The sequence below is a fragment of the Prosthecobacter sp. genome (assembly GCF_034366625.1).
Lineage (GTDB): Bacteria > Verrucomicrobiota > Verrucomicrobiia > Verrucomicrobiales > Verrucomicrobiaceae > Prosthecobacter.
Genome location: NZ_JAXMIH010000008.1, coordinates 785,528 through 809,365, shown reverse-complemented (window position 1 = coordinate 809,365; position 23,838 = coordinate 785,528). Strand labels below are relative to the sequence as shown.

Genomic DNA, 23,838 nt, shown 5'->3' with positions numbered 1-23,838 from the left:
AGACTGGCGATTACGCGCCCGCGCCGCCACCGGACCGGCCACCACCACCGCCCGGACGGCTGCCGGCCTCGCGGTCGAGCACCAGCAGGCTGGCAGTGTCATTGTCGGCGAGTTTGAGGCGGTCGAGCATGTCGCGCACGATCTTCTCCTCCTCCATCTGCTCGTTGAGGAACCAGAGCAGCAGATTTTTCGAGGCGTGATCCCGCACCTGCTCGGCGACTTCAAAGAGATCGTTGATCTGCTGGGTGACCTTCTCCTCCTGCTTCAGACTGTGCTGGAAGACATCGATGGGTGATTTGAAGTCCGCCTTGGGCTTGGCGATGGGCTGGAGCTCGACCTTCGCGTCGCGATCGGCGAGGTATTGGTAAAACTTCAGCGCGTGCATGGTCTCCTCACGGCTCTGGGTGAACATCCACTGGGCAAAGCCCGCGTAGGCCGTCTGCTCAAACCATGCGGCCATGGCGAGGTAAACGTAGCTGGAGCTCATCTCGTTGTTGATCTGCTCGTTGAGGAGTTTGGTGAGTTTGGAATTGAGTGTCATGACGCGCGTTGGGTTTGGGTGTGACGTGATTGAACCAGCAGTGGGAACGCAGCGCAAGGCTGCTCGGATGATTTTTTATGCAGGCAGAATGCTGCTGCAAGGCGGAGTGAGGGACGATTCACTTTCCTTTGGGCCAGCCTGCGCCACGATGAATGCCTCCCGCGATGCCCCAGCCCGCCGCATCACCCCATCACGAACATCACCCGCAGGTCGTGCGGCGAAATTTCCTCTGCCACTGCCTGGAGGGTGGATTGTACATGGGCGGGGTGGCATTTCTCCAGCCGGAAACGGTGATGCCGAAGATGGTGGAGCAGCTCGGCGGACGCTCCGCGATCATCGCTATCATGCCGGCGCTCCTGCCGGCCGCCTTCGCCATGGCGGGGCTGTTTGTGTCACCGCTGGTAGAGCGCCTGACACGCTTCAAGCCCTGGGTGATGACCTTTGGCCTGCTGCAACGACTGCCGTATCTCATCGCAGGTCTGCTGTTGTGGTTCATGCAGGATGCGGGCGCGTGGCTGCTGCCGGTGGTGGTGCTGACGCCGGTGATCTCCGGCCTGATCGGTGGCATCGGCGTGGTGGCGTGGATGGAAATGGTCACGCGCATGGTACCGGAGCGCATCCGTGCGGCGGGCTGGGCCGCGCGTTACATCACCCAGGCCTGCATCGGCATGGGGGCAGGCGCGGTGATCCATCAGGTGCTCACACATGCGCCTGGGCAGCGCGGCTACGCGATTCTGCATCTGGCCACCTTCGGCTTTTTGTTCCTGTCCTGGCTCTCGCAGGCGTTCATGCGCGAGCTACCCGCCGCGCATCACTATCATCCGCCTGCCGGCAGCTACTGGAGCTATCTGCGCAGCCTGCCGGGCCTGCTGGGCGCGCAGCCTCAGCTTCTCAAGATGATCGCCGCACGCTTCACCGGCATGGGTTATTTGATGGTCGTCTCCTTCCTCACGCTGCACGCGCTGCACACCACGGGCAGACCGGAGGCGGATGAGGGACACTTCGTTTCTTTCCAGAACATCGGCACCATCCTCGGCAGCGTGCTCGCGGCCTGGCTGGGCTATCACCGCGGCGGCAAGGTGCTGCTCATCCTCTCGCGCCTCGTCTGCGTGGTGATGTGCGTCTGGGTATGCCTGACTCAGTCGTTCAGCGGCTTCACCGCCGCCTATTTCGTCCTCGGTTTTGGTCTGTTTCTGGACCGGGTGGGAGATCTGACGCTCACCGCCGAACTCTGCCCGCCGGAGCGACGTTCCACGCTCCAGGCCGTGCTCGGCTTCTGCAATGTGTGGGCGCTGCTGCTCGCCACCAGCCTCGGAGGCGTGATCTACTCCATGAGCGGCTCGTTTTACCTCGTCGCCTGTCTTGCGGCAGTCCTCTCGCTCGTTTCCATTCTGATCCTGCGCGGAATTCCCGAGCCACGCGAACGACGTGCGTAGCTACTCCGCGCACTCGATGGTCGCACGCATGGAGACCTTGCACTCCGGCACACGTTTGTCAGGACCATACTCCTCGATCTGCTGCTGGCGCAGTTCCGCCAGCTCCTTGTGAACTGTCGCGACGATCACGCGTCCGCTGGCATGCACCTCCTTCGCCATTTTCAGCGCCAGATCGTGCGCATGGCCAAAGATCGCTCCCAGCATCTCGATGACATATTCGTGCGTGTGAACTTCGTCATCCAGCAGGATGACATGCCACGGCGGCTCCAGCTCGGGCGGAGCTGTCTGCGGCAGCGAGCGCGGCTGGTGCGGGGCGACCTGGGGCCTCTTCGGAACCACCGGAGCCGTGGCACAGCGGATGTCAGCGTTGGAAAACATTCTTGGCTCACTATGCCCCGGCCCCGCTGTCTCTCAAGCGTCCTCCGCATCCAACCCATGACTGCGATTTGCTGCGCCAGCTTTGCGCTGAGGGCAGTGAATGCTTGCCGGAGGGCGTGGGGGCGTGACAATCATGCTCCATGAATCCTTCCATCTGCCGCACTCTCAGCACGATCTGTTTCCAGGCGGGCATGCTCTCCATCCTGCTCTCCATCTGGATCTGGTGGTTTCTCAATGGCGACTCTCCCGAAGAGCAGGCGCATGCCGAACGCTTCGGCATCTTCATCGGCTTGTGGGCGCCCACGCTGCTGATTCTCTCCAACCGCTTCGACCGCTACGCCGACAAGGCCAAGGAACTGCCCGGATTGAAAGACAACGACGAAACAGACGCCGCCTGACCGGGCAGGCGTTTTACATCGGCTCGCGGCCTGTGGCCTCGACAAACTGCTGGCGCAGACTGCTGTAGGCCTGCTGCCATTCATCCACCACCCGCTGCAGTTCCATCACCTGCTTTTCCAGCGTGGTGATGCGTGACTGTTGCATGACATCCCCCGCGCCGGATTTTTCATCCGTTCGCCCGGTGCCGAGCAAGGTCGTGGCCGCGCTGCGCACATGATGCGGGCTGGCCTTGAACCAGCCCAGCTCGGACAGCCGCGCCTCTGTGTTGTCCAGACAGTTGATGATCGTCACGTTCTCGTCGATTTCCCCCGTGGCCAGAAACTCCTGGATCGTCGCCACGTTCGTCGGGCCATAGAGGTAATTGTCCGGCATCTGCACCAGCAGATCCATCTGCAGGTCTGGAATCATCGGTGCACGCTGCCAGCTCATGCGGTTATCACTGGAAATCTTGTCGAGCGGCGAAATTTTCGCATCGGCAGCCCAGCCGCGCATTGTTTCGAGATCGATGGGGCCATAGACTTCCTTGTCCGAGGCTTTGAGCAGATGCCAGGTGCGTTCGTGCATGCCCTAGATAATCAAATTCATGGGCCTCCGCCAAGCTCAAAGTGCGGCTGAATTCGATGGCGGACGGATTTGACGCCGCCGCTTCCCTGCAAGACAGCGCCCATGCCCCTCGTAAATCCGCGCCTCCATGATCCGCCCTCTGCTTGTCCTCCTTTTCACCGCCACGAGTCTTCGCGCTGCCGGTCCCGCCGTCTTCACCCTCAAAACGATGACGGCGCAGATGAAGTACGACGCCAGCGAGCTGCTCGTGCAGCCCGGCCAGGCAGTGAAAATCTTTTTCGAAAACGGCGACGACCTCCCGCACAACCTCGTCTTTTGCCAGCCCGGCACCGACACCGCCGCCATGGCGATGAAGCAGATGGAAAAACCCGAGGAAGCGCTGAAACGCAACTGGCTGCCCGATGACAAGCGCATCTGGCTGAGCTCCAAAATGCTCAATCCGCATGAAAAACAGGAACTGAGCTTCACCGCACCCGAAAAACCCGGCAGCTACCCCTACGTCTGCACCTTCCCCGGCCACGCGCTCACCATGCGCGGCGAGATGAAAGTCGCGCCCGCAGGCGACATCCTGCACGATCTCCAGTTCGCCCTCTACCTCGGCAACTGGAAGCAGTTGCCGGATTTTTCCGAACTCAAACCGCATCGCGAAGGCAAGGTCGAGGACAATCTCCTCCAGGTGAAGCTCGACGACTACAAAAACGAGTTCGGCGTCGTTTACACCGGCAAGCTCATCGCGCCGAAGAAGGGATCCTATCGTTTCTTCCTCGCCAGCGACGATGGCGCACGCATCCTCATCGATGGCAAGGAGGTTATCAATCACGACGGTGTTCATCCTTCCAGCGACATTAAGGAAAAGGGCCTCTCGCTCGACAAAGGCGCGCATGAGTTTCGCCTCGAATACTTCCAGGGCGGCGGGCAGATCGAACTCTACGCCGCATGGAAAGGCAGCGACTTCCAGATCACGCCGCTGTCGAAATGGCTGCATCCGCACTGGAAAGGCGGGGCCAAGAAGCAGAAGGAGTTCGATCCCATCCCCCTCGTGGCGAAGGGCGAACCGGTCATTTACCGCAATTTCATCCAAGGCGCGGGCAACCGCGCCATCGGCGTCGGTTATCCCGGCGGCATCAATCTCGCCTGGAGCGCCGAGAGCATGAACCTGGCCCTCATCTGGCGTGGCGCGTTCATTGACGCCGCCAAACACTGGAACTCACGCGGCGGCGGCCACGAGAAACCGCTCGGCTACGACGTGCTCCAGCCCACCGGCGAAGTCACCCCCGCCTTCCATGTTACCGACAAAGCCGACGCCGAATGGCCAAAGTGGGACAAGATGAAGCGCTTCGACGGCTTTGAATGGAAAGGCTACACACTCGATGCCCAACGCCTCCCCACCTTCCGCTACACCTGGCAGGGAGCCGAGATCGAAGAATCCTTCGCCACCGAAGGCAACGGCAACAAGGCCGACAGCATTGCCAAACTCATCCGCACCGTCAAAGTCAGCGGCACATTGCCAGCCAATGCCTGGTATCGCATCGGTGTCGGCTCGTTTGAAGCCAAGGACGATTCGTTCGTGTTCAAAAGCCCCAAACCTTACCGCGTCACCGCCACAGGAGCCCAGCTTGCCGGCCAGAATCTCGTCATCCCCGCCAAAGCCAGCACAATCACGATCACTTACCAGTGGGCTCAGTAATCCTTCGCCAATTCACTGCCATGAAACGCATTCTTTCTTTGCTCTTAGCCCTTGGCCCTTCGCTTTGGGCCGCTGATCCCGCCGAAGCCGACTACTACAAGATCACCACCTTCCAGACGCCCAAGGAAACCGCGCTCGAAGTTGGCTCCATCGATCTCTTGCCAGATGGCAAACTCGTCATGGGCACACGACGCGGCGAAATCTGGATCGTCAGCGGTGCTGGCAGCAGTGATCCTTCCAACGTGAACTACAAACTCTTTGCCAGCGGCTTGCACGAGGTGCTGGGCATCGCCTACAACCCCAAAGACAAAAACATTTACGCCACCACGCGCCATGAGATCACCCGGCTCAAAGATGTGGATGGCGACGGCCGTGCCGATGTCTTCGACAACGTGAATGACAGTTGGGGCGTCTCTGGCGACTATCACGAGTACGCCATCGGCTCCAACTTCGACAAAGCAGGCGATCTCTGGGTCACGCTCTGCCTCACCGGCTCCTTCAACAGCTCCGTGCCCTTCCGTGGCTGGGCTCTGCGCATCAAACCCGACGGCACCATGGTTCCCACCTGCTCCGGCATCCGCAGTCCAGGCGGCATGGGTTTCGACGCCGATGGCGAGGTCTATTACTGCGACAACCAAGGACCGTGGCACGGCTCCTGCACGCTCCAGCATCTCGTTCCCGGCAGCTTCCAAGGTCATCCCGCAGGCAACATCTGGTATGACAAAGCCCCAAACATGGGTCCGCGCCCGATCGATCCCGTCCCCGAAGCTTTCCAAGGCGAACGCAGCCGCAAAGAGGCCCGCCCCGGCGGCGATCCCGACCGCATGGTGAAGGAACGCGAGCGCATCAAAGAACTCCTCCCACCCGCCGTGTATCTCGTTCACGGAAAAATCGGCAACTCCGCCTCCGCCATCATCTGCGACCTCAGCGCTGGCAAATTCGGCCCGTTCAGCAAACAACTTTTCGTTGCCGATCAGTCCCACAGCAATCTCAGCCGCGTCTTCCTCGAAACCATCAATGGCATCAAGCAGGGAGTCGTCTTTCCCTTCCGCGGCGGTTTCGCCAGTGGCCTGATCGGCGGACGCATGGATGAGGAAGGCCGGGTCTTCGTCGGCGGCAGTGATCGTGGCTGGGGCGCGCGCGGTGGAAAACCCTTCTGCTTCGAAAAGTGTGAGTGGACCGGCAAAACGCCCTTCGAAGTGCATGAAATGCGCGCCAAGCCCGATGGCTTCGAACTCACCTTCACCCAGCCCGTTGATCCCGCCACCGCCGGCGATGTGAAGAGCTACTCCATGCGTGAGTTCACCTATGCCTACCGCGAGCAATACGGCGGCGATGAAATCGACGAGATACTGCCAAAGATCACCGCCGCAAAGGTCGCCGAAGACGGCAAATTCGTCCGCCTCACGATTTCGCCGCTCACCAAGGGCCACATCCATGAGCTTCACCTGGACGGCGTGAAGAATGCCGAAAAACAGCCGCTGCTCCACACCGTCGGCTACTACACGCTGAACGAGATTCCGGCGAAGTAGCGGTTCAAGGCGTCAAGCCCCGTCAAGGTGGTCAAGCATTGTTCCTGGAACTTTGCTGTCCATTCCTTGACCTCTTGACCACTCCTTGACCTATTCCACCGCAATGCACATCGAACTCAACGACCTGTCGAAACGTTTCGGCAGAACGACCGCCCTCGACCACGTGGATCTCAATGTGCCTCCGAGTTCGATCATCGCGGTGCTCGGAGAGAATGGCGCTGGCAAATCCACGCTGCTGTCGCTGCTCGGAGGTGTGCTGGCTCCTGATCAGGGCCTGATCCGCTACGACGGGCAGACGTTCAGCCGCGAGAAGCTGGAGCTACGCAAACGTCTGCTCTTCACCCCGGATGTGCCGTTCATGTTTATGGATCGCAGCATCGCGGCCAACATCGCCACCTTCGCTTCTCTTTATGACGCTCGAGTGGAAGAACACGACGCGGAACTCACGCACATGCTTGAGGAAACCAGCATCGCGGCGCTGCTGGACCGCAGTGCGGGCTCCTTGTCACGCGGCCAGCTTTGGAAGGCGTTCATGGCCTGCGTCACCGTCGTGCGGCCTGAATTGTGGCTCGTGGATGAACCATTCGCCTCCGGCATGGATGTGATCGGCATGGGCGTGTTCCGCCGGCTGGCGCGTAAGCTTGCCGACACGGGCGGCACGCTCATTTACACCACGCAGATGGTCGATCTGGCTGCGGAATTTTCCGATCATGTGTGCGTCCTGCGGCAGGGACATGTTGTTTTATGGGAAACGAGCACCCGTGTGCGGGAAATGATCGCATCCGCGCCCGAGGGCCAGGAAAATGTGCTGCGCGGCCTGCGCTGACCTCCTCCCATGTTTTTTCATCATCCAGAAAGCGAAACCACCCTCCGGCGCATGGCGCGTGCTGCGCTGTATGGCGTGGTCATGGAGAAAAGCGACATCCGCATCTGGCCGCGCCTCAAAGCCGCGTTGAAATTCGTGCTGTGGGAATTGATCATCGGCTGGTTCGTGCTCGTGCTCTGCGGTTTCCTTCATCCGGTGTTCCGTGATGCTGGGTGGCGGGACTTCATGCTCGCGGGTGGCGTCACCGCCACCGCGTTGCTGCTGAACGCGCGCCTCATGCGGCTGCTGGACTCCAGCCCCACTGTGATCGCACTTTATCATCTGCCCGTGAGCGGACGCGACATCAACCGTTGGGCGCTGGGTGAAACATTACGTCACAGTCTCGCACTGCTGCCGCGCATGCTGGTGGTCGCCTTTGCCTGGCAGGGCTTTCCTGCACTGGCCGCCGCATGGCCGCAGGTTCTGGCCGTAGGCGTGCTGCTGTGGCTCGTCATGCTGGCTTGCGTGATGCTGAACAACGAGCCGCTCGTTTTGAATCTGCGCGTGGCCCACGTCTGGCGTGTCGTCCTGCTGACCTGGCTCATGCTGCTACTCTATGCCTGGTGGCGGGAAAAATCTCTCTCCCACGCCACCAGCCTACCGTCTTGGATTCCCGCATTGTGCGAACCCGCCTCCTGGCTGCTCCCCACGAAGTGGGCCATGCACGGTGTATTACACGAATCGTCCGCCATGCTGACGCTTGTCTGCCTGGGACTCGGAGCCTGGTTGTGGCGGCGTTTCCCGGACAAAAATGCCGCCGTCTTCGACCAGACTCTGGAAGGCTTCATCCAGCCCGGCTCTGATGATGGGGATGACGAAACATGGAATGAATCCGGGGCCGCGCCTGTGACAGCGCCGGAGGTGACTGACGAGATTGTCACCGCACTTGGTAGTGTATCTGAAAAAATCAGCCGCATCATGGCACGAGAGACGTCCAAAGCCTGCACCGGCTGGATCGAAAAACTGACCTATGCCTCGTTGCGCGGCAGGGATCGCATGCTCGCTCCGATTTTGATCGGTTATGATCCCGGCTGGACCACCCGTTGGTGGCTGGCGCTGCGCCTCTGCATTCTGCTGCTCGTTTTGGGCTATACCTTGTTCGAGTTCGGCACGAGTTGGATCACTCCTGATGCTATGGAGCCATGGTTGTGGATCGCTCCGCTGGCCTTGCTACTAGGCTTGGGGTATCCGCTTTCAAATTCCATCCCGATGGCTGTAGAATCGTGGCCGCTGGGACAACACGCCATGCCCTGCTTCGCAGGATTGCCAATCGGTGTCCGCGAACTGATGCGCGTCTCCTTCCGCGTCACAGCCGTGCGGACGCTGGGCGCGCTCACGCTCGCCCTGCCGGTGCTGGCGGCTCAATGCTTCATCCTGAAACAGCCGGAGCGCATTCCCGCGCTGCTCGTGACAGCGGCGAGTCTCAGCGCGTGCTGGATCATGGCTCGGCCAGCCTTCATTTATTATCGTCTACAACAAGTTTCCCGTCCGGCCAGAAGCGCCGTGCTCAGCCATTGGTGCTGGTATCTCGTTCTCGCGCCGCTCGCGCTCGGGCTGGTATTTTCTTTTGTCCTGGCCATCGCGATGCCTCTCTTGCCTGCGCTAGGTGCCGGGCTCTGCGCCCGATGCATGTACGGCATCTTTCATGGGCGTGCCCGCTCTCGAAAACTCGACTGGGTGTCCGATTGAACCTTCCCACTATTTCAGCGGCTTCGCCTTCGGCACGCTCATCAAGTGGAACTCCGGTTCTGGCTTCTGCTCCACGATCTGTGCAGTGGAGACCGGTTCCGCGCGCCGCACTTCGAAGACAGGACTGCTCTGCGTGGCCAAAGGCAGCTCCGCACGCCGCACTTCTTCACCCTGTAGTGGCTTCACCTTCACCCCGTCCGGCAGTTCAGCCCGGCGCACCTCCTCCTGTGCGTTCACCACGAGGACCGGGGCCGAGTAATGCTTCACCGCCGCCGTGATCACGGCCAAACGGGCGGGAGCGACACTCATGGCCGTTTCCACAATTTTGCGCACCTGCGCCGGCTCGGCGTTCACCGCGTCGATCGCCGCCGTCACGATCTCACCTGCACAGGATTCGTTAATGACCAATGCCTCCTCCAGCCGCATCACCAGTTTGTCAGGATTCGCCCGGATCGCTGCGAACAGCTCCGCACAAAGCATTTCACAGGTGAGCCGCGCCGGTTTCGATTTCACCGGCTGGGCTTGCGCCTGTGATGTCACAAGACACAGCAGGCAGAATAGACAAATCAAACGCATGGGTTGGAGAATGGATGAGGGAATGACGGATTCAATGCGGCTTCCTTCAAATCGTCTTTCACGACATTCAGTCTTTTTGTGGCGCCGGGTTCAAAACCTCCCCTCCAGCACCTCGGTGTGCTCGAATGAACTGTTCGGGTGAGACACGGTTCAAGGCCGTGTCAGCATATCCCTGGCCAGGATTCACATACGGCCCAATTCTCACCTCGAAATGCAGATGGGCCAGCGGCGCTGATTTCGCCGTGCCCACCGTGCCGATTGGATCTCCACGCTGCACGATCTGCCCCATGCGCACACGAACCGACTCCAGATGCGCATACATCGTCTGCACCACAGGGCCAAGTTCATCTCCCTCCGGCAGGCGATGCGCGATGAGGATCATTTTGCCCCAAGTTTCATGCGGAATGCCCGCATACACGACTCGTCCTGCTCCCGCCGCGTAAACGGGATCACCCAGGTCGGAATTCTCGCCGCCGATGCCGTTCAAATCATCGCCCAGATGCCGTTCGATGCGAAACGCCCGCGCATTGTAGGTGAATGCGCCGTGCTCCGAACCCAGCGGCATGTCGAACCGCGTCGCCAGCGGCAGCGTGGCCGTTTCACGCGGCGTCAGCCTCACAAACGCCGGGTCGAGCGGCTTCGGTTTCACGGCGGAGTCGGGCAAATCTTCCAACCGTGGTCCCAGCCGCTGCCAGATCACACCGACAACCGCTGCCGCGAGGGCAAGGGTCAAAATCACGCGCATGATCCGCATCACTTTCTTCATGTCGGAGATTCGGCGGATGCCGCAGCGTTGCAAAGAGAACGTGCCCCCCTTAAATAGCCCCATCTTCGTGAACACGCCCTCCCCTTCCTCGTTTGGTTCTCCCAAAGTCTCCGTCTTCAGCGGCAAGGCCAGCTACGACGATGCTGATGCCCTGCGTCAGCAGATCGAGGCCGCCATCGCCGCGCTGGATCTTCCCGGTGATTTCATCAAGCCGGGCGACCGCGTCGTCCTCAAGCCAAACTGGGTCAAAGAACACAACGCCAGCAAGCCCGAGGATGAAAACGGCTGGCTCACCATCATCACGCATCCCGCCGTCGTGCGCGAAGTCGCCCGCTGGGCCGCAGGCAAGCTGCAAGGTCATGGATCTGTCACGCTGTGCGATGCACCTCAAAGTGATTCGTCCTTCGCCACTATCCGCCGCCTGCAACGCCTCGACGATCTCATCACCGATCTCACGCGAGAGTTCCCCGGCGTCGCCTTTCTCCTGTTCGACATGCGCTGTGAGGAGTGGACCATCGATGACGGCGTCACCATCGCCAAACGCGAGCTGCCCAGCGATCCCTCCGGTGCGGTGGACATCCATCTCGATGCCGACAGCGAATTCCTCGGCCATCCTGGCCTCGGCAAGCTCTATGGAGCCTCCTTCGACTTCGCCACGACGAACCGCCAGCACACCGACCCGCATCACGAATACCGCATCTGCCGCACGCCGATGAACGCGGACGTGCTCATCAACATTCCCAAGCTCAAGACGCACAAGAAAGTCGGTCTCACCGTCGCGCTCAAAAATCTCGTCGGCACCACGCCGCGCACGAACTGGCTGCCACGCCACACCGAAGGCACGCCCGCCGAAGGTGGCGATCAGTTCGCCGAATCCTCCGCCAAACGCGCGCTCGAAGGCACGCTCATGCGCACTGCCAAAAAGATCCTCTTTGGCCGCTTCTTCCTCTCCAAGCTCTTCGTCCCGCTCAAAAAACTCGGCCGAGTCATCTTCGGTGACACCAAGGAAGTCGTCCGCTCTGGCAACTGGCACGGCAACAACACCGCCTGGCGCATGATCCTCGATCTGCACAAATGCTTCTTCTACTTCGACGGCACTGGCAGACGCCGTGAGAAGCCGCTGCGCTACCTCACCATCGTCGATGGCATCATCGGCGGCGATGGCGACGGCCCCATGTCCTGCGATCCCGTCGCAAGCGGCGTCATCCTCGCCGGCACGCACCCCGTCGCCGTCGATTGCGTCAGCGCCCAGCTCATGGGCCTCAATTGGAAAAAAACCCGCCTCCTCAACGACGCCTTCGCCATCCAGCGCCTCCCCATCACCGGCTTCGCTCCCACCGACATCACCGTCGCCTCCAACAAGCCCGAATGGACCGGCCCCTTTGAGCAAATGCGCGATTGCTTCGAATTTCGCTGCCACTTCGGCTGGGCCGGGCATCTGGAAAGCGATGAACGGCTGGCGAAGCAGCCGAAGAAAGCCGCTTGAGCCGAATTCAATTCGGGAGCTTCCCGCCGCGGCCACGCAGGAAGAACGGAACCAGCAGCAACGCGCCATTGAGGGCGAGTCCAAACAGTCCGCCGACTACGCCCTGAATCACTCCGACCCACGTGCCGAGGTCCAGCTTCTTGAAGTCATCGACGGAAGCAACGTCGACGTAAATCACGAAGGCCACACCGGCCACCATGAGAGCGCAGCCGCGCAAGGCCGGGCTGAGTCCCACGCGCAGGATCATGACTGCCAGCAGCGCCATGCATGCCTGGATGGCGACACGCGGGCTATCGACCAGTGGAGAGGTGATGCCGAGTTGTTTGCCCAGCAGCCACAACGCGGCACACCAGAGGATGAATTCCATGAACGCGTGCGAGTTTTTGCGCTGGTTCACTAGCTCAGGTCGCAACGTGACGGCTTTTTTCTCCGCAACGCCCGCCTCCTTCTTCCAACCGAGGCGTTCCGTCGCTATGCGCAGATTTTCCCAATAGACCGGCTCCGTGGGAACGGCATCGGCAGCCAGTTTGAAGGCCACGGCGGCATTGGTGTAGTCCTTGGCATCCAGCAGCAGGCAGCCGAGGTAGTTGCGTGCCGTGGCGTAGTCTGGTTTGCGTTCCAGAAGATTTCGCACCGCTTCAAGCGCAGCCGTGGCTGATCCTGCCTTGTCGAGGCAGCGCACGGCCTCCATCCGTGAGTCGTCATCATCTGCTTCGAGAATGATGGCCTGCTGATAAGCCGCGGCCGCCTCGGCATGACGTTTCTGATCCTGCAACAACCGGCCGAGGTTGCGATGGAACAATGCCTTGCGTGGATTGAGCCGGATCGCCTCACGATAGGCGTTGATGGCATCGTCGAAACGCTCCAGCCGGTCGGCATACACGCCGATGTTGTTCCACAGCAGTGACTCGGAGGGATCGTAGGCAAGCGCACGGCTCGCGACCTCCAGAGCGCGTTGCGTCTGGCCCAGCTTGTTCAGGCAATAGGCCAGATCCATGTGGGCGGTGATGTCTTTGGGATGCTGCCGGAGATACTCCTCAAAATACGCAACAGCCCCCTGATGGTCACCCGCATCCATTTTGGCATGAGCGGAATCCAGCGGCGAAGGAGCGGCAGGCTGCGGAGGCGGAACGGGCGGAGGTTCAGGAGCCTTCGGCGGCGGTGCAGACGCTGGTGGCGAAGAAACAGGCTCAGGAGGTGGCACCGGCTTGGGTTCCGGTTTGGCGACGCGTTTCCTCGCCGGTTCATCGCCGCCATCACTCACACCCAACGCTTCTTGCGGTTGGCGTGCAGGACGAGACGCCTTGGGCTCCGAGGGAGCGCTGGATTTGTTCTGCAGCGGTTGCGTTGCAGGCGGCGCTTTGACGGCGGGCAATGCTTCCACCTGCACCACAAGGGCCAGCGCCTCGGCCTCACTGAGCAAGCCATCCGTCGCGCCGAACTGATGCTTGTAGTAGTAGTCGTGAACGAATCGCCGCACCGCGTCTCCGGGCAGCACGCTTGTGGCATGCGCGGCGATCTCGCCCGGCGTGGCATTGCCCGCAGGCAGGGCACCGCGGGCCGAGAGCACATTGCGCAGGCGCGCCCAGAGTTCGTCGTGTTTGGCGTGCATCAGGAGCCTCTCTCAAATTGTTCAACCCAGGCCTGCGCGGTGGCGACAACATCCGGAGCCAGCGACTCGCCGTAGGCGGAGGGATAGTAATACTCAAACACAAAGCGGCTCACCTCGCGGGTGCCAAGCTGCTCATCGGCACGACGCGCCAGATCGCCCGGCGTGGCCGCATCATCCGTGGGAACACCACGTTTTTGCAAACAACTCTGCACCCGCTTCCACAGCGCCACATGATCCACCGCGGCAGACGGAGGCGTCTGAGGTTGTTCCGGTGGAGGCTCTGGAGCAGCGGCGGCCTTGCATTGCTGCACGAATTTCGCACCGCGTCGCTCCTCGACTTCGGCGAGACATTCCCGATCGGTTTCGGTGGCGAGCCATGCGCGCAGTTCTGTTTCTGCTTCGGAGTTGTTCAGCGAACTCAGAATGGCCAGCGCGTCACGCCGGTCCGCCCAGCCGCCGCTTTCATGCAGTTTCCGCGCGACATTCAGTGCTTTCTCGTCGCTGGCGAGCACACTTTGCCGCGCTTCGAGCCGTGCGGCGCTGGAAGAGCAGCGAAGCAGGTGCTGCGCTGCCAGTTCCGCAAGCTGCACAGGATTGCGGCGGGAGAGAAAAGGCGTGAACAGGCTCGGCTTGCCGGTGGACCATTCGCCCTCGATCCAGGACGCCAGCAAATCGTCCAGCGCCGGATACTGCGTCTGCTCCAGCAATTCCACCGCCTGCGGTTTCCAGTCGATGCCTTTGGCGAGCGCCTCACGCACGCTTGCCCACAGTTGCGTGCGATCACCGGCGAGAATGAGCCGCAGCAGCTCGGCGGCACGCGGCATCTTTTGCGCGTGACGCAGCATGGCCGCCAGCCGGTTCAGTTTCGGTATGCTCGGATCTCGCTGAGAAGACGAAACGAACAAATCGTAGCATGGCTGCGTGAGGCAAAGCTGCGCATAGGTGGCGAGATCATCGGAAGTGCCGTGATCGAGCAAAACAGGATAAATGTTCTCACGATGCCGACGTGTGATCTCCGTATCCGCGTAAACCTCACGCGCCTTGGCGGCGTCCTGCGACTCCGCCTGTTCCTCCGGTCCGGCGGGCTGTCCTAGCTCGCTGGTGAAACAGGTTTCGTCATACCACTGATATTGGACGGCGGGGTCGTCATCGTCTGACACGAGGTAGCTCGCACGTCGGGTGGCCTTGCGTGAAGGCGTGCGCACGAACTCCGCCACAGCCTGCGCGGCCGCTGGCAGGATGATCTGACGCAGCCATCCGAGCGAGGTCCCTATCTCGTCAAAACTTCCACTGTTCATGATCACCTTGTGATGATGCCGGACGAGATGCTCCTGCAATTCACGCCGCGCTGCGAGCCCCGCCGGTTGCTGGCTCTGCTCCAGAAATCGTTCCGCCCAGGCGGGGCGTGCCTTGTCGAGTTCCTCACGTTGCAACTGACGAAGAGCGCTCTCCAACACGGGACGGGCCATGTCTTCGAAGTACGTCTGACAGGCCAGCGGGTCGATGGCCTGCATGATCTCAATCACCCGGCCCATGCGCCAGGCTTCGTTGTAGTCGCGCACATAACCACGAGCGATGGCGGCCAGAGCAGGCAATGCGCTGGCGTGATGTGGATTACCGAGGGATTTGGCGACTTCCTCGTCCAACCAGCCATTCGCATCCTGCAACAACGTCATGAGATGATCCGTGGCGCGGCGGTCCTTGACCATGCCCAGGGCACGAACGGCCGTCACGCCGGTGGCGCTGTTCCGGTCGCGCGTGTGCTGAATCAGGCAGGCGATGGACTCGTCGCTGGGAGGCAGTTTCCCAAGCTCGGTGATGCTATCATACTGATCCATGCGCGAAGCATCGTGCGACCGGCGCACCAACTGCGCGATCTGGCGTTTGAGGAGGAACTCGGAGAGCATGGCGAAATCAGGCGGGGGTGCCGGACACTGGCCGGTGCTGGCAGATTTGGCAAAGCGGACGATGCGTGGATTTCCCATGCGTGTCGTCGCCGGCAGTCGCCGCGCGTTTTTCAAAAGAGTCCAACAGCGCCGTGGCCTCGGCCTCGCTCAGACTGCCGGTCGTCTGCCCAAAGCGGGCCGGATAGTAGAAGCCGTCCACAAAACGCCGCACGCGGTCATCGCCGTCGGTCTCGTGGCAATGCAGCGCGATCTCATGCGGCGTGAGCGGCTCTGAACGCAGTGGCATGCGTCCCTGCTCGCGCAGAAGGGCGAGAAGTCGCGTCCAGAGTGCTTCAGCGGCCGGGATCATGAAGATTGGGATGAATCGTTGCCGTTTCCTGACCGTCTTCGACGCCATTGTAGAAACGCCAGCGCCATCAACGCGCCTGCGGCAGCCCAGGGCATCCAAGGGCGGATGAGCAATTCCCACAGCGGTGGCAGTTCGGCCACCACGGAGGGATTCGGCTTGCTCGGACCTCCGCTGCCAGAAGAAAAGGACGTGGAGGCCTCGGGTGCTGGCGGTGGCGGAGGTTCGTCGATTTTCGGCGGCGGCGGAGGTGGCTCAGGAGGAGGAGGTTGTGGTGGTGGTTTCGGCTTTGGCTCGGGCTCCGGTTCCTGATTGATCGGCCCGGGCTCATCCTTGGGGCGATCAATCGGCACGGGTGATGGCTGCTGGTCCGCACCGCCACGCATCAGCAACAGGCCAGCACTTGCCGCGATCAACGCGATCAAAGCGGCGATCAGAAACCACTGGCGTGGCAGAACTGGACGGTCAGAGGACATCGATTTTCAAAGGATGATCGCGGCTTTGATCCAGCCGTGGTACCAGACACAACGGCGAACTGCGGTAAATGCTGCGCGGCCAGCGCACGAGGCTGGCTTCGCCAAAACGCCAGCAAGCGATGACGAGACAGAAGAAACCGGGCACGATCAGCGCCACATGCAGCGCAAGCGCGCCTTCGCCGTTGCGAAGCGCGAGCGCATGCAACAGCGCCCACAGCAGCACCACAGCCACAAACTGGCGCTGGCGACGCAATGCCATGCGAATCACGAGAAAAATCATCAACCCGGCGATGGTGAGCGCAAACGCAGCCGGCACACTGGCTAATGAGGTCCATGACAAGCTGATGACCCAGCCGATGCAGGCCACACGCTGCCATATCCGCACGACATCCGCAGCGGCCTTGCCGACAACCGTGACCACGATCCAACTCAGCACGAATCCACCCGCCAGCCAAGCGAGAGCAGATGTTGATCCCCGTGCGCTGATGCATGCGAGCATCGTCCAAACGATATAAATCATCAGATACCGCCTCCTGCTGCCCAAAGGTTCAACCTGCTGGGCGGCAAGTCCGGCAAACGCAGCCGTTTCGAGTATCGCAACGATTCCCGTGACATGCCATCCCGGCACCACATTGGCGATCCATGCCAGAGTCAGCGCACCCAGCACCGGCCACACATGCCACGAATCGGCGAACAAAGCGGCTTCAAATCGTTCCTCACCGGCGTGGCGCAAGAACTCCTGCGGTGTCTGCCCGGCGGCATCACGTTCCTGCTCATAAACTTCGCGGCCCGGCGCTTTCATGAGTCCACCACCTCCCGCACGAGTGACATCTGCCAGTCCGGCGTCACGCTCAGCACCGCGAGACGCGGTTGGCGCCTTTCCTCCGCGATTTCACGCAAGCTGATGAACAAAACCGCCGCCTCGCCGAGTCCGGCCTGTTTGCCCAGCAGTTGTTGGACCGCTTTGCGCGATGAAATCGGCTTCACACGTGCCAGCAACGATTCCAGGCGGGCCAGATCGCGCACGGGATGTTGAATCCGCAGGTCACGGGCCTTCCCGTCGGCATCCAGAAAACGAAACCGCACCCTATACTTGCGTCCGCACAACAAACGGCACAGCGCCACGCTGAAGGACAGGGATTTCTCGTGCCGGTAGAGCAGCAGCTCACGATCTTCCTCGTCTTCGGCGATGCCGGTGTCGAGCACGAGGCACACATCATCATCGGTCGGATCTTCAAACTCTCGCACCGCGAGTTCCATCGGATACTCCGGCATGCGCAGCGACGTGACGAGATGAATGTGCCGCGGATTGTCACCCGCGCGATAGGAGCGCACGCCAATGAAGTCCTCCATCGCCGCCGGACTGGCATGTTGTCGCCCGGCGGCATGACGGCGGCCGATCAGCAACTGCACCGCACGATCCTGCAGCCGGTAAACCGCAGGCAACGCGAGCATGCGATGTTGGAGCAGGAAAATCTGCTCGCACACCACCAGGCTGCCCGGAAAGCAGCGGCGCACGCGCAGGTCCACGATTTCATGCTCGCCACGCATGTTGATCGTGATGCTCCACTCCAGCTCCACCGCCTCACGCGGCGCGAGCTGTGGCGTAATGAACGGCGGTGAGGGCAACATGCGGCCGTCGGCACGCACGCGGACATGAGATTGCAGAAACAACGCAGGGCGTCGCCGATGTGCGTTCACCAGACGCAAGCGCAGTGTGACGATGCCAAGCGCGTGGAAATCCTCTGGCAGGCGCAGCACCTCGCACAGCAGTGAATCACCTGCTCCATGCGTCAGAAACGTAGCCGCCGCCACCCAGCCGGCTCCGAGCAGCAACAGCACCGCCACGACCTTCGACGCATCGGGATGCGGAGACACCTGTGCCACGATGATTCCAACCACCAATGCCGCCACACACCACGCGGCGGTGGTGTGATCGAGAGTGGCGTCATTTCGCGTGGGCTTGAGCATGGGATGAGAGCTTCAAATTCCGGGCACCTTCACCGTCGCGATGATGCGCCTGACGATTTCCTGCTTCCAGGCGGTCGTGCTGAGCGTCTCCTGGGACGTGCTGGCAGGAAACACCCGATGAGGCAGCACATGCTGCGCCAGCAGCTTGATGTCGTCGGGAATCACATAGGCACGCCCTTGCACCAGCGCATAGGCCCGCGCCAGATGCATCAATTGCAGGCCGGAACGTGGACTCGCACCGATCTGCAACGCCTCATCACCACGCGTGGCACGCACCAGCGCCAGGATGTAATCGATGAGCGACTCCGCAAGCTTCACCTCCGGCACCTTGGCCATGATGCCGCGCAGCGTCGCCGCGTTCATGACGGGCTGAAGGCTTTGAATCGGGTCCGTTGTAGCGCGTGCGAGCAGGATGCGCTTCTCCTCCGCTTCGTCGGGATAACCGGGTGAGAGCAGCATCTGAAAGCGGTCGAGCTGCGCTTCTGGAAGATCATTCACGCCGCGATGCTCCACGGGATTCTGCGTGGCAATCACCATGAAGGGATCGGGCAACTGGTGCGTTTCGCCTTCGATGCTGACCTGCCCCTCACCCATGGCCTCCAGCAGCGCGCTTTGCGTGCGCGGCGTGGCGCGGTTCAGCTCATCGGCCAGCACGATGTGGCCAAACACCGGCCCCTGACGGAACTCACGCGTCCTTGGATCGACATAGCCCGTGACATCCACCGGCAGCAGGTCGGGTGTGCATTGGATGCGCTTGAAGGTGCAGTCCACTGAACGCGCGAGCGCGCGTGCGAGCATCGTTTTTCCCACACCGGGCATGTCTTCGAGCAGCACATGACCACGCGAGAGCAAGGCGGCGAGGACAAGGCGGATGGCATCATCCTTGCCGATGATCACCGTGGAGATGTTGCGTGCGAGCGTGTCGAGTGCCGAATGGATCTCTTTCATGAGGAATGGTGATGAGATTGGGAGGATGAAAACAACAGCGGACGGCTGCCGAGTATCAGCGGCACCACCCAGCGCGAAAGCAGCACCAAGAGCAAACCGGCGGCAAGCGTCCACGCCGCCCATGCCAGCGGAGCTGCGCCGCCAAACTGCACCAGCAAACGCTCGCCCAAGGCAGAACCAAGCAAGCGTCGGCACGCCATTCCAACCGCATTGGCGGACACGCCGCTTTGCCACAGCGCCACAAGCATGACGAAGCCGCAAAGCTGCCCGCCCACGAAAAACGCGGGCACCCAGCCGCGATGCCCTGGCACCGCAGGCCGGACACGCCGGATGCACGCGAGGATCAAACTCCCCGTCAACGTGAGCAGAGCCGCCACGCCCGTCAGCACCAGCACGGCCACCACGAGCCTCGTCCACGGCACTTCACCCTCGCGCCATGCCGCCAGCAGCGGCAGCACCAGCAAACAGAACAATCCTGCCGCCGTCAGCGCATGGCCCAGCAACGCCGCCCTGCCGACACCTGCGTACACCTTCTCACAGTGACGGCAGCTTTGAGACGCCCCGATCTGCTGCCAGTCCCAGCGCCGCAAGGACGCGCCGAGGAGCGCCACACCCAGCAGCACGCCAGCCACCAGCACTCCCGTGCGAAACATGGGACCGCCCGGCATGGGCGTGGTTCCAATTTCAAAGGCGAGCGCCGCGTGATCGCCCTGCTCCTCAAAATCGAGCGTTGAAGCAGCATCGAGCAAAGTGGCGCCGGTCAACGCGGCCGGAGCCGCCGTGCGGCCCGAGAAATCAATCTTCTCCGCGACCTTGAACACAGCACCGCCACCGAAGCCACCACCGATGTCCCACCAGACGCGCTGCTCATCATCAAGCGGAACGAGACGCTCTCCTTCGTAACAAACACGAACCACGTTGGGACGAATGCTCCGCAAAGGCGGCTGCTCCGGCCAGTCCGCCTGCCGTGGCAGCAAACGGATGCGCTCGGCCAGGCCAGGATGCTCACGCACGAGATACTTCGCCGCCACATAGGCCTTGTACACATTCTGTAGGCGTCCCAGTTCAGGCAGGCGATCGACGTAGAAGTGCCAGTTGCGCGTAAAGTGGTCGCTGACAGCCTTGCACGCGGGAGGCTGGGGAAAAACATCCTGATGCGTGCCGGATTCCCGGTAGGTCACGTAGAGCTTCGGACGGATCTCCGCCAGACTGAGCCGTCCGTGCGCATCCACCACGCTGGCCTCATCGAGTTCGAAATTCGCACGACCTGAATGATGTTCATGACGATTGAGCCAGGTCGGATTGAAATCGGGCAGCTCCCAGGCGGGAGAGGGAGCCACATCGGGCCAGTGTTGGAAAAAGCCGGCTGCCACCGCCTTGATCGCCATGTCCGCTTCATAAAGAATCCAGCCCAACTTGGAATAGCGCAGCCAGTTGGGTGAAAAAACCAGCTTGCAACTGATGTCCCGGCCTTCGTTGGCCGCGGCAAACAACCCGGCATCAAGGTCATAGGCGGTTGCGTAGTAATAGCTGCGGTTGCCGCGCTGGATCGGCTGTGAACACAGGCTGCGCACCCGGGCGGCAAGTTGCTCTGTGCTGTATTTTCCGCGCAGTTTTTCGGCAAACCGGCTGCCAGAATTGTCCCAGTCCTCGATGCGCGACGGGTCCATGCTGAAAAAAGGCTCGTGTTCCTCGACCGCGAGCCGCAGCACATCGGCAAACACATCCATGTCGAAGGCCTCCTCCGACTTCTTGCCGCTGACCACCAACCGTCCGCGCACGGGATCGTAGGCGACCGAGTCGATGTCGAGTTTCAAGGCGAGTTCGTCAGCGCGTTCACCATTGAACTTGATGCCTCCAGGTTCCTTCAGAAGCCGCCCACGTTCGATTTTGCGTTCAGCGGCGAGAACTTTGTCCCTCTCGTAATCCGCCACCATGATGCGGTAGCTGAGATCGGAAAGCGTGTTCTCCTTTCGCAACAACGCCTCGGCTTGCATGGAATCAGACCATGAGATCGCCACGGCCGACACCATCAGGCGGGCGCCTGTTTCTGCGAGAACCTTGTTGAGCGCCAGCACGCCTGATCTGTTGGTCTGGGGATTGAGCACGCCTCCCAACGTGGTGGGCGATGATGTGTTGATGGTGGGAAGCTTCAGCAGCGTTTCCGAAACCTCCTTGCCAGCCTTGGTCCCCCACCTCATGCGCTCGTCCTTGCCCTCGACCGTCGCCGCTTTGAGCGCATAGAGCGCGCTCAACGCCGTTCCAGTCAGGCAATCCATCTTTTTCTCGTCCCCATAGGCCCATTCTTTTCGCTGCACGAGTTGCGCGGGGCGCTTCAAATGTTCGACAAGGGCGATCGCCTCATCCAGCTTCGCCTGATACGATCTGGCATACTCAGGATCAGCGGCGCGTCCTTCGGCGCGATGCTTTTCCAAGTCCTTCTCCGCCTTGTAGGCTTTCTCAACGGCTTCAGCGACATAGAGCACATACGGAAGGTTCGAGCGCAATGGAACAACCGAGAGTTTGTCGAGGTTCACCGCCTTCGTGATGTCGCGTGCCGCGCTGAGCACCGACAGCTCCTTGAGCGTGTTCATGCCGAAATCCTCCATGTCCTGCGCCGCCTGCCACTGCGCCTCCGAAACGTGGCCGCGCTCCACCTTGTCGCGCATCTCACGGTAGGCGCTCAGTTGCTTGTCATAATGCTCGCGGTCGGCCTGAAGTTTCCGCATAGCGGCGTCATCCGCCGCCTTCACGCTTCCGACAGTCAGCAGCAGTGCCAGCAGTGCCGGCATTTGAACGCTCTTCGCAGCAGTGAAGGTCCGCATGGAAAGGAGCGTAGCGACAGTTTGAAAATTTACGAAGATATTTCCACCTTCTGCTCCTCTTTCAGCACGAAGAAGCCGGACACTTGGCAGGGGCAGTCGTCACTCCTGCTTCTTGGTCTCCACCTGCAGGGCTGATTTCGGCACGATGGCGATGACCCAGGGATGGGTGATCACCTGCGTCACGAAGGTTTCAGGGGAAGGCGGGCCGTCGGTATAAACGATCACCAGCTTTCCGTCGCGTTCGGCTGCGCTGACGACCTGCGGTTTGAAGCCGCCCGTAAGTCGTTCGCCGACGGCGATGAAAATCGCCATCTCGTGCGCTTCATCCAGGGCTTGCGGCGCAGGACGTCGCATTCGTTCCCAAAAGCTGGACCACCTGTCCTGCGACTTGATCAGCTGTGTCGAGAACTGCGCATCGCCTTCGTATTGCCCGCGCCACTGAGGAATCTCACTGGCAGACGCCGGCTCAAAGCTGTGCCCTCGTGCCCCCAGACCATAACTGCCGTCGTTTTCGTTCTTGCCCAGATAAGCGCGGTAACTTTTGCCTTTTTCCAGGATGATCGCCTCGCTGGGTCCGGGCTGCGTTTGCTTTACGGAATGATAGAGGATCTGGAGCGTGTCCCCGGGCTTTAGACCGGAACTGGAACGCTCAACCGCTGCGACCTTCGCGCTGATGGTGATCGCGGCTCCCTCGATCTTGACCTCCAGAGCCTGGATCGTAAGCGCTTCGGGGCTTTTTGTCTTCAAGTCTGCATACACGGCGGGAGGCAGCTCGGCATGCGCCGCCGGAGTGCTGGCAAAGAGCAGCGCGAGACCTGCCAGCGCAGGGAGCAAAGGTGAGTGAATCATGGGAACGAGAGGTGCGGAATGGTTTTCGATGTGCTAACTGCGGCGCTTGAAGAAGCGCGAAACAAACGGGACGGCCACGGCCGCGAGCAACACATAGATCATCGTGTTGCTCCGTTGGCGGGACTGCTGCTCCTCGGCGAGGCGCTCGTTGGCACGTTGCAACTCGGCCTGGCGCTGACGCTCCTCAGCAAGGCGTTTCTCCTCCGCCTGGATCTGCTCAACGCGTTCTTTTTGCGCGATGCGATCGGCCTCGATCTCGGCAGGGGTGCGTTGCGGAATTTTGATGGGATTGCCGTTTTGATCCTTGGGTTCCGGGGCGGTGGGAATGCCTTCAAGAGTGCCTTTGAGACCCAGGCCGCTCTGCGCGAGCACCGGGAGGCTGAGGAGGATGGCGAGGCCAAAAATAAAAACTCGTGTGAGAGTGGTCATGGTGATCGGTGATGAGGGTTGTTATCAACCCGCCTTTCCGCGATGTCTGGCCGCTTGAGTGTCGCTCTTCGCGGCAGCGGTCGGCAGCCGCTCGATTTTCGTCGCTTTCAAAATCAGAACGGGGCCGCGTTCGAGATAGTTCTTCTTGAAAACCCTTCCCGTGATCCGCGCAGGACCTTCGTGAATGCTGGCGGCGTCCAGGCCCGAACAATCCACCTCGATCTGCTGCGGCCCGGTCTTGGTTTGATATTCGAGCACCCAGCCGGTGTGTTCACCGCCAATCCCAGCCATGCCGCCCTTGAGCTTCCCGCTGAGGGAAACCTCAGCGCCCTCCTTGACGGCCTGTTTGTTCTCCCGGGCGGAATTGTCCACCTCGGCCAGGCAGATGATCTCACCTGCTTCATTCCGGGTCGGACAGTGCCTTGAATCAGTTTTTTCAACGCTGGCGAAAGCCGCAAAAGAACTGAATGCGGCGAAGATTCCGACTACCGTTGCCGCTGACGATTGAAGAGATGATTTGATCGCATTCATATTTTTCAGATGTGACGACATTCTG

Annotated in this window: 23 protein-coding genes; 7 read left to right on the top strand and 16 right to left on the bottom strand. The window is 61.0% G+C overall.

Going from position 1 to position 23,838, the window contains the following annotated elements; translation table 11 throughout:
- Positions 1 to 10: 10 nt before the first annotated feature.
- On the bottom strand, positions 11 to 541 hold the full coding sequence (locus U1A53_RS11680) for a ferritin (RefSeq protein ID WP_322281063.1): 531 nt from the start codon (positions 539 to 541) through the stop codon (positions 11 to 13).
- A 164-nt stretch (positions 542 to 705) separates the two neighbouring features.
- On the opposite strand from U1A53_RS11680, the gene U1A53_RS11675 reads away from it, so the two are divergent.
- Positions 706 to 1,977 (top strand): MFS transporter, encoded by a 1,272-nt coding sequence (locus tag U1A53_RS11675; RefSeq protein WP_322281061.1) that lies wholly within the window; start codon positions 706 to 708, stop codon positions 1,975 to 1,977.
- Here the strand turns inward: U1A53_RS11675 and U1A53_RS11670 are convergent, their stop codons facing one another.
- A complete protein-coding gene (locus tag U1A53_RS11670; RefSeq protein WP_322281059.1) occupies positions 1,978 to 2,355 on the bottom strand; it encodes an ATP-dependent Clp protease adaptor ClpS in 378 nt (125 codons plus the stop codon). It abuts the gene before it with no gap.
- 140 nt (positions 2,356 to 2,495) lie between these two features.
- On the opposite strand from U1A53_RS11670, the gene U1A53_RS11665 reads away from it, so the two are divergent.
- Positions 2,496 to 2,753, top strand: a complete 258-nt coding sequence (locus U1A53_RS11665) for a hypothetical protein (RefSeq protein ID WP_322281058.1) — start codon at positions 2,496 to 2,498, stop codon at positions 2,751 to 2,753.
- 13 nt (positions 2,754 to 2,766) lie between these two features.
- On the opposite strand, the gene U1A53_RS11660 is transcribed toward U1A53_RS11665, so the two are convergent.
- Positions 2,767 to 3,318, bottom strand: a complete 552-nt coding sequence (locus U1A53_RS11660; protein ID WP_322281057.1) for a hypothetical protein — start codon at positions 3,316 to 3,318, stop codon at positions 2,767 to 2,769.
- A gap of 127 nt (positions 3,319 to 3,445) precedes the next feature.
- On the opposite strand from U1A53_RS11660, the gene U1A53_RS11655 reads away from it, so the two are divergent.
- The 4 genes from U1A53_RS11655 to U1A53_RS11640 all read left to right on the top strand — a co-directional run bounded on the left by U1A53_RS11655 (position 3,446) and on the right by U1A53_RS11640 (position 9,091).
- Positions 3,446 to 5,005: a PA14 domain-containing protein gene (locus U1A53_RS11655; RefSeq protein ID WP_322281056.1), complete on the top strand. Its 1,560-nt coding sequence runs from the start codon at positions 3,446 to 3,448 to the stop codon at positions 5,003 to 5,005.
- A 20-nt stretch (positions 5,006 to 5,025) separates the two neighbouring features.
- On the top strand, positions 5,026 to 6,537 hold the full coding sequence (locus tag U1A53_RS11650; protein WP_322281055.1) for a hypothetical protein: 1,512 nt from the start codon (positions 5,026 to 5,028) through the stop codon (positions 6,535 to 6,537).
- Between the two features lie 103 nt (positions 6,538 to 6,640).
- On the top strand, positions 6,641 to 7,363 hold the full coding sequence (locus U1A53_RS11645) for an ABC transporter ATP-binding protein (protein WP_322281053.1): 723 nt from the start codon (positions 6,641 to 6,643) through the stop codon (positions 7,361 to 7,363).
- Positions 7,364 to 7,372: 9 nt separating this feature from the next.
- Complete coding sequence (locus U1A53_RS11640) at positions 7,373 to 9,091, top strand: hypothetical protein (protein WP_322281052.1); 1,719 nt, start codon at positions 7,373 to 7,375, stop codon at positions 9,089 to 9,091.
- A gap of 9 nt (positions 9,092 to 9,100) precedes the next feature.
- On the opposite strand, the gene U1A53_RS11635 is transcribed toward U1A53_RS11640, so the two are convergent.
- Together U1A53_RS11635 and U1A53_RS11630 are read right to left on the bottom strand one after the other, a co-directional pair.
- Positions 9,101 to 9,667: a hypothetical protein gene (locus U1A53_RS11635; RefSeq protein ID WP_322281051.1), complete on the bottom strand. Its 567-nt coding sequence runs from the start codon at positions 9,665 to 9,667 to the stop codon at positions 9,101 to 9,103.
- A gap of 67 nt (positions 9,668 to 9,734) precedes the next feature.
- A complete protein-coding gene (locus U1A53_RS11630; protein ID WP_322281050.1) occupies positions 9,735 to 10,433 on the bottom strand; it encodes a M23 family metallopeptidase in 699 nt (232 codons plus the stop codon).
- Between the two features lie 67 nt (positions 10,434 to 10,500).
- Here U1A53_RS11630 and U1A53_RS11625 point away from each other — a divergent pair, with 67 nt between their 5' ends.
- Positions 10,501 to 11,919, top strand: coding sequence for a DUF362 domain-containing protein (locus U1A53_RS11625; protein WP_322281049.1), 1,419 nt, complete (start codon positions 10,501 to 10,503; stop codon positions 11,917 to 11,919).
- 7 nt (positions 11,920 to 11,926) lie between these two features.
- Here the strand turns inward: U1A53_RS11625 and U1A53_RS11620 are convergent, their stop codons facing one another.
- From U1A53_RS11620 to U1A53_RS11570, 11 genes are all read right to left on the bottom strand, one after another.
- Entirely contained in the window at positions 11,927 to 13,531 is a 1,605-nt protein-coding gene (locus U1A53_RS11620; RefSeq protein ID WP_322281048.1) for a tetratricopeptide repeat protein, read from the bottom strand.
- Positions 13,531 to 15,438, bottom strand: coding sequence for a HEAT repeat domain-containing protein (locus tag U1A53_RS11615; RefSeq protein ID WP_322281046.1), 1,908 nt, complete (start codon positions 15,436 to 15,438; stop codon positions 13,531 to 13,533). Before U1A53_RS11615 ends, U1A53_RS11620 begins: the two co-directional genes overlap by 1 nt.
- A 7-nt stretch (positions 15,439 to 15,445) precedes the next feature.
- A complete protein-coding gene (locus U1A53_RS11610) occupies positions 15,446 to 15,787 on the bottom strand; it encodes a hypothetical protein (protein ID WP_322281045.1) in 342 nt (113 codons plus the stop codon).
- Positions 15,784 to 16,260 (bottom strand): hypothetical protein, encoded by a 477-nt coding sequence (locus tag U1A53_RS11605; RefSeq protein ID WP_322281044.1) that lies wholly within the window; start codon positions 16,258 to 16,260, stop codon positions 15,784 to 15,786. Before U1A53_RS11605 ends, U1A53_RS11610 begins: the two co-directional genes overlap by 4 nt.
- Positions 16,250 to 17,062, bottom strand: coding sequence for a hypothetical protein (locus U1A53_RS11600; protein ID WP_322281043.1), 813 nt, complete (start codon positions 17,060 to 17,062; stop codon positions 16,250 to 16,252). The genes U1A53_RS11605 and U1A53_RS11600 overlap by 11 nt, the downstream gene beginning before the upstream one ends.
- Positions 17,059 to 18,231, bottom strand: coding sequence for a DUF58 domain-containing protein (locus U1A53_RS11595; RefSeq protein WP_322281042.1), 1,173 nt, complete (start codon positions 18,229 to 18,231; stop codon positions 17,059 to 17,061). Before U1A53_RS11595 ends, U1A53_RS11600 begins: the two co-directional genes overlap by 4 nt.
- Positions 18,232 to 18,243: 12 nt before the next feature.
- Entirely contained in the window at positions 18,244 to 19,179 is a 936-nt protein-coding gene (locus U1A53_RS11590) for a MoxR family ATPase (RefSeq protein WP_322281040.1), read from the bottom strand.
- Positions 19,176 to 22,004: a hypothetical protein gene (locus U1A53_RS11585; protein ID WP_322281038.1), complete on the bottom strand. Its 2,829-nt coding sequence runs from the start codon at positions 22,002 to 22,004 to the stop codon at positions 19,176 to 19,178. Before U1A53_RS11585 ends, U1A53_RS11590 begins: the two co-directional genes overlap by 4 nt.
- A 99-nt stretch (positions 22,005 to 22,103) precedes the next feature.
- Complete coding sequence (locus U1A53_RS11580) at positions 22,104 to 22,853, bottom strand: protease complex subunit PrcB family protein (RefSeq protein WP_322281037.1); 750 nt, start codon at positions 22,851 to 22,853, stop codon at positions 22,104 to 22,106.
- A 33-nt stretch (positions 22,854 to 22,886) separates the two neighbouring features.
- Positions 22,887 to 23,282: a hypothetical protein gene (locus tag U1A53_RS11575; protein ID WP_322281036.1), complete on the bottom strand. Its 396-nt coding sequence runs from the start codon at positions 23,280 to 23,282 to the stop codon at positions 22,887 to 22,889.
- 24 nt (positions 23,283 to 23,306) lie between these two features.
- On the bottom strand, positions 23,307 to 23,834 hold the full coding sequence (locus tag U1A53_RS11570) for a hypothetical protein (RefSeq protein WP_322281034.1): 528 nt from the start codon (positions 23,832 to 23,834) through the stop codon (positions 23,307 to 23,309).
- Positions 23,835 to 23,838: the final 4 nt, after the last annotated feature.

Coding starts and splice junctions, on each gene's coding strand:
- U1A53_RS11680 (WP_322281063.1), bottom strand. CDS start 541: ATGACACTCAATTCCAAACTCACCAAACTCCTCAACGAGCAGATCAAC.
- U1A53_RS11675 (WP_322281061.1), top strand. CDS start 706: ATGCCCCAGCCCGCCGCATCACCCCATCACGAACATCACCCGCAGGTC.
- U1A53_RS11670 (WP_322281059.1), bottom strand. CDS start 2,355: ATGTTTTCCAACGCTGACATCCGCTGTGCCACGGCTCCGGTGGTTCCG.
- U1A53_RS11665 (WP_322281058.1), top strand. CDS start 2,496: ATGAATCCTTCCATCTGCCGCACTCTCAGCACGATCTGTTTCCAGGCG.
- U1A53_RS11660 (WP_322281057.1), bottom strand. CDS start 3,318: ATGCACGAACGCACCTGGCATCTGCTCAAAGCCTCGGACAAGGAAGTC.
- U1A53_RS11655 (WP_322281056.1), top strand. CDS start 3,446: ATGATCCGCCCTCTGCTTGTCCTCCTTTTCACCGCCACGAGTCTTCGC.
- U1A53_RS11650 (WP_322281055.1), top strand. CDS start 5,026: ATGAAACGCATTCTTTCTTTGCTCTTAGCCCTTGGCCCTTCGCTTTGG.
- U1A53_RS11645 (WP_322281053.1), top strand. CDS start 6,641: ATGCACATCGAACTCAACGACCTGTCGAAACGTTTCGGCAGAACGACC.
- U1A53_RS11640 (WP_322281052.1), top strand. CDS start 7,373: ATGTTTTTTCATCATCCAGAAAGCGAAACCACCCTCCGGCGCATGGCG.
- U1A53_RS11635 (WP_322281051.1), bottom strand. CDS start 9,667: ATGCGTTTGATTTGTCTATTCTGCCTGCTGTGTCTTGTGACATCACAG.
- U1A53_RS11630 (WP_322281050.1), bottom strand. CDS start 10,433: ATGAAGAAAGTGATGCGGATCATGCGCGTGATTTTGACCCTTGCCCTC.
- U1A53_RS11620 (WP_322281048.1), bottom strand. CDS start 13,531: ATGCACGCCAAACACGACGAACTCTGGGCGCGCCTGCGCAATGTGCTC.
- U1A53_RS11615 (WP_322281046.1), bottom strand. CDS start 15,438: ATGCTCTCCGAGTTCCTCCTCAAACGCCAGATCGCGCAGTTGGTGCGC.
- U1A53_RS11610 (WP_322281045.1), bottom strand. CDS start 15,787: ATGATCCCGGCCGCTGAAGCACTCTGGACGCGACTTCTCGCCCTTCTG.
- U1A53_RS11605 (WP_322281044.1), bottom strand. CDS start 16,260: ATGTCCTCTGACCGTCCAGTTCTGCCACGCCAGTGGTTTCTGATCGCC.
- U1A53_RS11600 (WP_322281043.1), bottom strand. CDS start 17,062: ATGAAAGCGCCGGGCCGCGAAGTTTATGAGCAGGAACGTGATGCCGCC.
- U1A53_RS11595 (WP_322281042.1), bottom strand. CDS start 18,231: ATGCTCAAGCCCACGCGAAATGACGCCACTCTCGATCACACCACCGCC.
- U1A53_RS11590 (WP_322281040.1), bottom strand. CDS start 19,179: ATGAAAGAGATCCATTCGGCACTCGACACGCTCGCACGCAACATCTCC.
- U1A53_RS11585 (WP_322281038.1), bottom strand. CDS start 22,004: ATGCGGACCTTCACTGCTGCGAAGAGCGTTCAAATGCCGGCACTGCTG.
- U1A53_RS11580 (WP_322281037.1), bottom strand. CDS start 22,853: ATGATTCACTCACCTTTGCTCCCTGCGCTGGCAGGTCTCGCGCTGCTC.
- U1A53_RS11575 (WP_322281036.1), bottom strand. CDS start 23,282: ATGACCACTCTCACACGAGTTTTTATTTTTGGCCTCGCCATCCTCCTC.
- U1A53_RS11570 (WP_322281034.1), bottom strand. CDS start 23,834: ATGTCGTCACATCTGAAAAATATGAATGCGATCAAATCATCTCTTCAA.